Raw genomic sequence first — 8,824 nt, forward strand, 5'->3', positions numbered from 1 at the left:
TTTAAAGACCGCTCAGTCAAAGCCGGTAGCTGGCGCCCGTCATCACCTTGGCGGACAACTTCATCACGCCCTTCACCGGGGCCGGCAATTGCGCGGCGCCCAGGTCATGGGCCATGTCCGCATGCTTCAACTCGTCGTCGCGCATCTGCTCGACAATCGCGCGGCTCTTGACGTCCGCCGCCGGCAAACGGCTCAGATGGCTGTCCAGATGCGCGCCCACTTGCTGCTCGGTTTCCTCCAGAAAACCCAGGTTCCATTTGTCGCCCAGCACCCCGGCGGCCACGCCTATCGCCAGCGAGCCGGTATACCACAGCGGATTGAACACGCTGGGCCGGCCGCCCAATTCGCGGATGCGCCTCTCGGTCCAGGCCAGATGCTCCACCTCTTCTTGCGCCGCCTGGCGCAAGGCCTCGCGCGCCTGAGGCGTGCGCGCCGTCAGCGCCTGCCCCTGGTACAAAGCCTGGGCGCACACCTCGCCGCAGTGGTTCACCCGCATCAGCCCCAGCGCGTGTTTCTTTTCCTCCGCCGCCAGCTCCGCCTCGTCCAGCGCCGCGTCCGGATGCGGCCTCAGGCTTTGCGCGGAAGCGAACAGGGTGCGCAACCCCTTGTCGAACTCGACGATCCATTTGTCCAGCATCAATCCATTCTTTCTCGCGCTAACACAATCGCCGGCGATTATACCCGCCTGATACGCAGCACGGCAGCTACTGCTATAATTGCGCGGTTTATCGAAACATTGTGTTCAACACGTTCAACAAGGATTCCCTGATGGATCTCGCTAGCATCGGCCCGGGCAAAGACATGCCGGGCGACTTCAACGTCGTCATCGAAATCTCGGCCAACGCCGCCCCGATCAAGTACGAATTCGACAAAGACTGGAACGCGCTGGTGGTTGACCGCTTCATGGGCACGTCCATGATGTATCCGGCCAACTACGGTTTCGTGCCGCAAACCCTGGCCGGCGACGGCGACCCGGTTGACGTGCTGGTGGTAACGCCGTTCCCGCTGCCGCCGGGCGTGGTGGTGCGCTGTCGCGCGCTGGGCCTGATCAAGATGGAAGACGAATCCGGCGTTGACGCCAAGCTGGTGGCCGTGCCGGTGGAAAAACTGTGCCCGATGTACAAGTCCATCCAGAAGCTGGAAGACCTGCCGGAACTGCTGCGCAACCAGATGGTTCACTTCTTCGAGCACTACAAAGACCTGGAAAAAGGCAAGTGGGTCAAGGTGCAAGGCTGGGGCACGCTGGACGACGCCAAGGCCGAACTGGTCGACGGCATCGCCCGCTTCGAAAAATAAGCGCGCGGCGCTTGCCCTGAAAGACAACCGGCGCGGGTCGCCGGTTTTTTCATGCCCGCCCTCCCCATCCGCGCACATTCGCCTACGCTGATATTGCAACGCAATATGCCATTATTATTTGCTACAATCGCTCAAGCTTGGACGCCTTTTTCGCATCCGGTTAGTAAAGCAAGTGATTGTTACTAAATACCATAAATAATTCTTTTACCCATCGCCGCATTGCAGGTATCGTTCAATGAGGAGCGCCGGGGCGCGCTCAGGACGGCGATGCCGCAGTCGCTCGCCCAATACCCCGCCGCCCGCCGTCATCGCGTCGGGCAGCCCAACCGGAACCATAGTGACCTATATCGCCCAAGGCTCAGCACCGCAACTCCACTGGCTCCAGCAACGCCTGGCCAGCCGAGGAGTGTCCGCGACCGCGGACGCAAGCGGACTGCCGTCTTGGCTGCCTTCCGACTGGCAAGGGTTTTACCTGTCCTCCGGCTGCTGGATCAATATCGACCCCCTGCATCAAGCTCCCTTGCCATCCCGGCTGCGGCTCTGTCTCGAACAAGGCATCTCCTTGCTAGAGCTGGATGGCGCCTGGCAGCCCCTGGGCGCGGACTTCGGCTTCATGCTTTTGCTGGGGGCCGAACCCGCTCCGCCTCCCGCCGCCCTGACCTTGCTGGACGCGCTGGCTCCGCTGCCGGCCGCCTGGCTGCGTTGCGGCCCGGCGGGCAGCGCGCGCTATACCCGTCAAGTCTGGGAGGCCCTGCTGTTCATGCTGAGACGACATGCACCGCCCAGCCCGGTGACTCAAACCGTGCCGGACTGGGAAGCCTCGCTGCGAGAACAGTGGCAGCTATGGGAACAGCTGGTTCGCCTGTCACAGCGCTATCTGACGGAACAAAACCTGACCGCGGACAGCGCGACGGCGCGTCAGGACTTCGCTGAGCCTCCCCGGCAGCAAAACCACTACGCCGCCAGCCTTGCCTCGCTGATTCTCCAGGCAAACGGCTGCCGGCACGCCTGGGAGCGGCTGTGGAGCGATTTTGCGACCCAGTCGCCTCTGGCTTCCGAAAACTAAAAAAGCCCGCACGAATGCGGGCTTTTTTCAACGACAAGGACCGGAATCAGGCGGCGCTGGTCGCCTTCTTGCCGCGGGCGACAGCGGCGCTGGCGGCCTTGGCGGAGTTGGTGGCGGCTTCAACGCTGGCTTCGGCGATTTCCGCGCTGACTTTCTTGGCGGTCTTGGACACGCTTTCGAAAGCGGCGTTGGAAGTGTTCACCAGGCTTTTCAGAGCCGTCACCGCGGCATCGGAGCCCGCCGGCGCGTTCTTGGACAAACGATCCAGATTGCTCAGCAGGGTTTGGTTGCCTTCGGCGATCTGCTCTTCGACAAAAGCAGCCAGTTCATTCTGAGTGGCCAGCGCGGCGTCGTACACATTGCGCGCCACGGAGAAAGCCTGGTCGATGGACGGCTGGGCCAGGCTGCTCTGCACTTCGGCGAAAGCCTTGGGATCCTTGGCTTCGCTCAGCGCCTTGATTGCCTGGGCGTTGTCTGCCAGCAGCTTGCGCGACAGATCCAGTTGCAGCGCGGCCAAACGCTCAGCGCCGGCCAGCACGATGGAGGAGAAACGCACGGCCTTGTCGAACTGCGACTGGCCGAGAGCGGAGAATTCTTGGGTAGTGGTAAACATGACGACTCCTAAAAAATATCCAAAATTGACAGCTCAGCAACGACAGCGAACTTAACCTGCGCTCTTGATGTTGCATCGCAACAATTGCCATTGTGGCGACTCGCCTTTCTCGAGTCAAGAAAATGTTGCAACGCACAAGTCGCTAAACCACTATTTTTCATGGATTTTTACAACACAAACATTCCAGGGACATGACAGCAAGGCCCTTCCCTCCCGCTTCTAGCGATGTTTCCCGCAATTGCAACACTTGCCCGCGCCCAAGCCCATTACGCTAGCCGATTTCCACCTTTTGGCCCCAAGCCGAGCAACGCCATTGAAAGCCCGTCAGCAACCCAGTACACTCGCCCCATAGAATAAATCTATCTACATAAAGCCAAGTACAATGAGCCCTGCGGCCAACGCATTCGACATAAAATCCGCCAGCCTGGATCTGCTGGCGCTCTTGCTGCGCACCGACGACCTGGATGAGCTGAGCCAGGCGCTGGATGCGCGCTTCGGCACCGGCCACGACGCGCCGGTAGAAGCCTTCGTCCTCGACGTGGAAGCCTTGCCCGCCCCGGCCGAACTGGATTACGGCCGCCTGCTGCCCATGCTGAGCCGCCGCGGCATCCGCGCGGTGGCCCTGCGCCACCCCAGCACCGCGCTGGCCGGCGTCGCCAGCCAGTTCGGCCTAGCCTACACCAGCAGCGCCACGCCGCCGCGCTCGGCGCAGAACGCGCCGGAGCCTGCCGACAAACCCGCCGCGCCGGAACCCGCCCAGGCGACCGGCGCCATGATCGTGGACCGTCCCGTGCGCGCCGGTCAGCAGATTTACGCCAAGGGCTGCGACCTGATCGTGCTGGCCATGGTCAGCGCCGGCGCTGAAGTCATCGCCGACGGCAACATCCATATCTACGCGCCCTTGCGCGGCCGCGCTCTCGCCGGCGCCCGCGGCAACGCCGGCGCCCGCATTTTCGCCCGCAGCATGGAAGCCGAACTGGTGTCCATCGCCGGGGTCTATCGAACTATCGAACAAGCCTTGCCCGACAGCATTCTGGGCAAGCCGACTCAAATCTATCTCGAGAACGAGCGCCTGGTCATGTCCGCGCTCGGCGAGTAACAAGCCATTATTCAAAGGGATCGACTGTGGCAAAAATCATCGTTGTGACGTCCGGCAAGGGTGGCGTCGGTAAAACCACTACCAGTGCCAGCTTCTCCTCCGGCCTGGCGTTGCGCGGTCACAAAACCGTCGTCATCGACTTCGACGTCGGCCTGCGCAACCTGGACCTGATCATGGGTTGCGAACGCCGCGTGGTCTATGACCTGATCAATGTCGTCAACGGCGAAGCCAGCCTGAACCAGGCGCTGATCAAGGACAAGAACTGCGACAACCTTTACATCATCCCCGCCTCGCAAACCCGCGACAAAGACGCGCTGACGCTGGACGGCGTGGAGAAGGTATTGAAGGACCTGGCCGAAGCCGGCTTCGAATACATCGTCTGCGACTCTCCGGCCGGCATCGAAAAAGGCGCGCTGATGGCGCTGTACTTCGCCGACGAAGCGCTGATCGTCACCAATCCGGAAGTCTCCTCGGTGCGCGACTCCGACCGCATCCTGGGCATTCTGTCCTCCAAGTCCAAGCGCGCGGAAGAAAGCCGCGAGCCGGTCAAGGAACACCTGCTCATCACCCGCTACTCCGCCGGCCGCGTCGACAAGGGCGAAATGCTGTCGGTGGACGATGTAAAGGAGATTCTGCGCGTGCCGCTGCTGGGCGTGATTCCGGAGTCGCAGACCGTTCTGCAAGCCTCCAACTCCGGCACCCCGGCCATCCATCTGAAAGGCTCGGACGTTGCCGACGCCTATTCCGACGTGGTGGCCCGTTTCCTGGGCGAAGAGCGCCCGATGCGTTTCCTCGATGCCCCCAAGGTGGGCATTCTGAAACGCCTCTTTGGAGGTTAAGTCATGTCCCTGATCGAAATGATCTTTGGCAAGCGCCAGAAAACCGCGGCCATTGCCAGAGAACGGCTGCAAATCATCCTGGCCCACGAACGCAACGGCCGCAGCGCGCCCGACTATCTGCCGGCGCTGCAGCGCGAGCTGATGGAAGTGATCTCCAAATACGTCGCGGTCAATCTGGACGACATCAAAGTACAGGTGGAGCGTCAGGACGATTTTGAAGTGCTGGAAGTCAATATCGTGCTGCCGGAGCACCAGCGCTGAGCCATGACGCTGACCGAACTTCGCTATATCGTCGCGGTGGCGCGGGAGCGCCACTTCGGCCGCGCCGCGCAAAGCTGCTTCGTCAGCCAGCCGACGTTGTCCATCGCCATCAAGAAGCTGGAGGACGAACTGGGCGTCACGCTGTTTGAGCGCGGCGGCCAGGAAGTCAGCGTCACTGAGATCGGCGAGCGCATCATCGAGCAATCGCAGCGCGTGCTGGAAGAAGCCGAAACCGTCAAACGCCTGGCCGGCGAGCATCAGAACGAGTTGGTCGGCCCGCTGAAGCTGGGGGTGATTTTCACCATCAGCCCCTATCTGCTTCCGCGCCTGATCCCGGCCTTGCGCATCCTGGCGCCTGACATGCCCTTGATCCTGGAGGAGAACTACACCTCCCGGCTCTCGGAAATGCTCAAGCGGGGCGAGGTGGACGCCATCATCGTCGCCGATCCCTTCGACGAAGCCGGCACCGTGGCGAGCCCGTTGTACGACGAGCCCTTCGTCGTGGCCACGCCCAAGGGCCATCCCTGGGAAAAGCTTGGCGCCATCGCCGCCAATCAGTTGGCAGACGAGAGCGTCTTGCTGCTAACCCAGGGCAATTGCTTCCGCGACCAGGTGCTGCAAGCCTGCAGCGACCTCGCCAGCCGGCAAAGCCATGGCGGCACGCTGGCGGCCAATCTGCAAGGCAGCTCGCTCAACACCATCCGTCACATGGTGGCCAGCGGCATGGGCGTCACGGTGATGCCGTCGACCTCGATAGGCCCGACCGATGAGTCGCTGCTGTCGGTGGTGCCGTTCAAGACGCCGGCGCCGCAGCGCCGCGTGCTGTTGGTGACTCGCAAGCAGTTCTTCCGCAAGAAGGCGATCGACACCCTGCAACAGGCGGTGTTCCGCTCCGGGCTGGAAGGCGTTTCCATGCTGGAAGGCGCAACGCCAACGCCCTGAGCCGGAGCCCAAACCGCCCCAACCGCTGCGCCCCGTGCCTCAGCGGTTTTTTTCCGCCCAGCCACTGGTCACAAAAATCGGCCAAGCTCCTCGTTCAGTATCGCGAACAAACTGTCCGGCTTCCCATTCAGAAAGAAGTGATCGCCGGGAAGGATCTCGCTGCGGAAGCCGCCGGTGGTGTAGCCGCGCCATGAAGCCGCCGCCTCCGCGCCCCGGACCTCTTCGCTGCCGCCAAGGGCAAGGATGCGGCAGCTCAGCGGAGGACGCGGCTCGGGATGGTAGGTCTCTATCGCCTCAAAATCGGCATGCAGCACCGGCAGAATGATCTGAACCAGCTCCGGGTGCTCCAGCACTTCCGCCGGCGTGCCGTTCATCCTCATCACCTCGTCCAGAAACTGCTCGTCCGGCAAAGCGTGGATCGGCCGATCCCTCGCGGGCAAGTGCGGCGCGGCGCGACCGGAAACGATCAAACACGACGGCGACGGCAGGCCTCGCGCCAGCACCCGTTGAGCCACTTCAAACGCTAGGCTCGCGCCCATGCTGTGCCCGAACAAGGCGTAAGGCCGGTCCAGAAACGGCGCAATCGCGTCCGTCGCCTCGTCGGCCAGCTGATCCAGCCGGTAGCGCAGCGCATCGTGAAACCGCCGCCCCCGCCCCGGCGGATGCATCGGCCGGACATCCACCTCGGCCGGAAGCCGCTCCTCCCAGCCCCGGAACACCGCCGCGCCGCCGCCCGCATACGGAAAGCAAAACAGGCGCAGCGCCGCATGCCGGCCCGCCGGCGCGGCGTCCACCCACGCGCCGCCCGGCGCCGGCTTCCATTCGCGGTTCATGGCGCCACCTTGCGAACGAAGCCGCCGGCCTCTTTAATCGCCGCCCTCGCCTCCGGCAGCATGGGCGCCAAGGTGGCCCATGCGTGCGGCAGCCGCCGCCACACCTTGAAGTCCACCGCGACGCCGGCCGCGCTCGCCTTGCGAGCCACGCGCGCGGCGTCGTCCAGCAGCACCTCGGTGTCGCTGGCCTGGATGAACAGATCGGGCAGACCCGCGTACTCGCCGTAGAGCGGCGAGGCGATGGGATGATCGGCCGCGGCGTCGCCAAGGTAGTAACGCGAGAAATTCCTCACCGCAACGGCTGTCAGCATCACGTCGGACGCATCGTTCGCTTCGAGCGACGCTCCGGTCGCCGCCAAATCCGTCCACGGCGAGAACAGCACCGCCCCGGCCGGCAAGGGCGCGCCCGCGTCGCGCAGCGACAGCAGCAGCGCGAGCGCCAGCCCGCCCCCCGACGAATCCCCGGCGATCACGATCCGGTCCGCCACCACGCCCTCGTCCAGCAGCGCCTGATACGCCGCCAGCGCGTCGTCGACGGCGGCGGGGAACGGATGTTCCGGCGCAAGCCGGTAATCCAGCGAAAACGCCCGTGCGTCCGCTTCCCGCGCCAGCGCGGCGGCCACGCCCCGGTGCGTGACCGGGGAGCAGAAGCAATAGCCGCCGCCGTGCAGATACAGAATGACCCGCCCGGTCGCCTCGCGCCGCTCGGCGGCCTCCGGCTCTATCCACTCGCCTCGCAACGCCTGCGCGTCCAGCTTGCGCACCCGCCATCCGCGCGGCGGCTTTGCTTCGCCGCGAGCCCATTTCGCGCTGCGCTCGCGCATTTCCTGAGCGGTCAGGCCGGGTTTGCGGGTCAGAGATTTGGCCGTTCTGCGCAACAGCCACGAAAAACATAGGTTTTGCCAACTCATTGATCAATTTCCGGTAGCAAGAAAGAGAAACGCGCCGTCACGCCCCGCGCGCCTCACCCGAACACCAACTTGCGATGCGCAGCGATGCCCGCCAGCGCGCCGTTGCCGATGGCCAGCGCCACGGTGCCTCCCCGATGCGTGATGTCGCCGCAAGCGAACACGCCCGGCGTCGAAGTCTCCATCGCGTCGTCGGTCCGCACATACGGCCCCAGCGGCCCCTCCTCTATCGCGCACCCCAGTTGTTCCGCGACGGGGCTGGACAGGCGCATGCGGTTCATCGTGAACAGCCCGTCGAACGCGATCCGGCGCCCATCGGCAAGTTCGACGGTGGCGCGGTCGACAATGCGCGCGATCCGGTCGCGCACGATCTCAACGCCCCGCCGCGCCAGCGCCTCGCGCTGCTCCTCGTCCGGCTCGAAGCTAGCGTCGGTCAGAAAAACGGTCTGCCCCCACTCCGGCATCAACATCGCCGACAAATAGGACAAGGGCCCGCTGCCGAGCACGCCGATGCGGCCCCGATCCAGTTCGTAGCCGTGGCAGTAAGGGCAGTGGAACACGCTGTCCCCCCAGCGTTCCTCCAGGCCCTCCAGCTCCGGCAGCTCGTCCACCACGCCGAAGGCGAGCACCAGCTGGCGCGCCCTGTAGTGTTGCCCGGATGCGCAGATGAGCGTATAGCCGGCGTCGCTCCGCTCCGCCCGGACCACGCTGTCCTCCCGCCATTGCGCGTTAGGGTAAGCAAGCAGCTGTGCCTTGCCGTCCGCGGCGATCGCGTCCGGCGAACGTCCGTCCTGGCCGATCACGCCGTGAGATTGAGAGGCGAAGCGGTTGCGGCGCGCGCCGGCATCGATCACCAGCACGCGGCGGCGCGCGCGCGCGATCTGCAGCGCGGCGGATTGTCCGGCGTGACTGCCGCCGATCACGACGACGTCGAACAACATTGGGGAGGTTTCGGAATTCATGGGTC

General features: G+C 64.1%; 11 protein-coding genes. 6 read left to right on the top strand and 5 right to left on the bottom strand.

Annotated elements, in window-relative coordinates; translation table 11 throughout:
- Nucleotides 1–16: 16 nt before the first annotated feature.
- A complete protein-coding gene (coq7, locus tag GYH29_RS16925; protein WP_019104110.1) occupies nt 17–637 on the bottom strand; it encodes a 2-polyprenyl-3-methyl-6-methoxy-1,4-benzoquinone monooxygenase in 621 nt (206 codons plus the stop codon).
- Nucleotides 638–768: 131 nt separating this feature from the next.
- Between coq7 and ppa the strand changes: the two genes are divergently transcribed.
- Both ppa and GYH29_RS16935 read left to right on the top strand, forming a co-directional pair.
- Nucleotides 769–1,296: an inorganic diphosphatase gene (gene ppa, locus GYH29_RS16930; RefSeq protein ID WP_019104111.1), complete on the top strand. Its 528-nt coding sequence runs from the start codon at nt 769–771 to the stop codon at nt 1,294–1,296.
- Between the two features lie 337 nt (nt 1,297–1,633).
- Nucleotides 1,634–2,362 (top strand): hypothetical protein, encoded by a 729-nt coding sequence (locus tag GYH29_RS16935; protein ID WP_019104112.1) that lies wholly within the window; start codon nt 1,634–1,636, stop codon nt 2,360–2,362.
- A 46-nt stretch (nt 2,363–2,408) separates the two neighbouring features.
- Here the strand turns inward: GYH29_RS16935 and GYH29_RS16940 are convergent, their stop codons facing one another.
- Nucleotides 2,409–2,975 carry a phasin family protein gene (locus GYH29_RS16940; RefSeq protein WP_019104113.1) on the bottom strand — a complete coding sequence of 189 codons (567 nt, stop codon included), beginning with the start codon at nt 2,973–2,975 and terminating at the stop codon, nt 2,409–2,411.
- 382 nt (nt 2,976–3,357) lie between these two features.
- Between GYH29_RS16940 and minC the strand changes: the two genes are divergently transcribed.
- The 4 genes from minC to GYH29_RS16960 are packed head-to-tail and all read left to right on the top strand — an operon-like array spanning nt 3,358 to nt 6,116.
- The gene (minC, locus tag GYH29_RS16945; RefSeq protein WP_019104114.1) at nt 3,358–4,074 is read left to right on the top strand and encodes a septum site-determining protein MinC; all 717 of its coding nucleotides are present in this window, start codon (nt 3,358–3,360) and stop codon (nt 4,072–4,074) included.
- A gap of 26 nt (nt 4,075–4,100) precedes the next feature.
- A complete protein-coding gene (gene minD, locus GYH29_RS16950) occupies nt 4,101–4,913 on the top strand; it encodes a septum site-determining protein MinD (RefSeq protein ID WP_019104115.1) in 813 nt (270 codons plus the stop codon).
- Between the two features lie 3 nt (nt 4,914–4,916).
- Nucleotides 4,917–5,174: a cell division topological specificity factor MinE gene (gene minE / locus GYH29_RS16955; RefSeq protein ID WP_019104116.1), complete on the top strand. Its 258-nt coding sequence runs from the start codon at nt 4,917–4,919 to the stop codon at nt 5,172–5,174.
- Nucleotides 5,175–5,177: 3 nt separating this feature from the next.
- On the top strand, nt 5,178–6,116 hold the full coding sequence (locus GYH29_RS16960) for a LysR substrate-binding domain-containing protein (protein ID WP_019104117.1): 939 nt from the start codon (nt 5,178–5,180) through the stop codon (nt 6,114–6,116).
- A gap of 68 nt (nt 6,117–6,184) precedes the next feature.
- Here GYH29_RS16960 and GYH29_RS16965 read toward each other — a convergent pair whose 3' ends face one another.
- From GYH29_RS16965 to GYH29_RS16975, 3 genes are read right to left on the bottom strand one after another with little or no spacing between them, the layout of a single operon-like run.
- Entirely contained in the window at nt 6,185–6,949 is a 765-nt protein-coding gene (locus tag GYH29_RS16965; protein ID WP_161524161.1) for a thioesterase II family protein, read from the bottom strand.
- A complete protein-coding gene (locus GYH29_RS16970; RefSeq protein ID WP_161524162.1) occupies nt 6,946–7,860 on the bottom strand; it encodes an alpha/beta hydrolase in 915 nt (304 codons plus the stop codon). Before GYH29_RS16970 ends, GYH29_RS16965 begins: the two co-directional genes overlap by 4 nt.
- Before the next feature lie 53 nt (nt 7,861–7,913).
- Nucleotides 7,914–8,819, bottom strand: coding sequence for an NAD(P)/FAD-dependent oxidoreductase (locus GYH29_RS16975; protein WP_161524163.1), 906 nt, complete (start codon nt 8,817–8,819; stop codon nt 7,914–7,916).
- Nucleotides 8,820–8,824: the final 5 nt, after the last annotated feature.

This window comes from Chromobacterium haemolyticum (genome assembly GCF_009936155.1).
In the GTDB taxonomy this organism is placed as follows: Bacteria; Pseudomonadota; Gammaproteobacteria; order Burkholderiales; family Chromobacteriaceae; genus Chromobacterium; species Chromobacterium haemolyticum.

Bases quoted from the DNA above. Each gene is read 5' to 3' on its own strand.
- coq7 (WP_019104110.1), bottom strand. From the start codon at position 637: ATGCTGGACAAATGGATCGTCGAGTTCGACAAGGGGTTGCGCACCCTG.
- ppa (WP_019104111.1), top strand. From the start codon at position 769: ATGGATCTCGCTAGCATCGGCCCGGGCAAAGACATGCCGGGCGACTTC.
- GYH29_RS16940 (WP_019104113.1), bottom strand. From the start codon at position 2,975: ATGTTTACCACTACCCAAGAATTCTCCGCTCTCGGCCAGTCGCAGTTC.
- minC (WP_019104114.1), top strand. From the start codon at position 3,358: ATGAGCCCTGCGGCCAACGCATTCGACATAAAATCCGCCAGCCTGGAT.
- minE (WP_019104116.1), top strand. From the start codon at position 4,917: ATGTCCCTGATCGAAATGATCTTTGGCAAGCGCCAGAAAACCGCGGCC.
- GYH29_RS16960 (WP_019104117.1), top strand. From the start codon at position 5,178: ATGACGCTGACCGAACTTCGCTATATCGTCGCGGTGGCGCGGGAGCGC.
- GYH29_RS16965 (WP_161524161.1), bottom strand. From the start codon at position 6,949: ATGAACCGCGAATGGAAGCCGGCGCCGGGCGGCGCGTGGGTGGACGCC.
- GYH29_RS16970 (WP_161524162.1), bottom strand. From the start codon at position 7,860: ATGAGTTGGCAAAACCTATGTTTTTCGTGGCTGTTGCGCAGAACGGCC.
- GYH29_RS16975 (WP_161524163.1), bottom strand. From the start codon at position 8,819: ATGAATTCCGAAACCTCCCCAATGTTGTTCGACGTCGTCGTGATCGGC.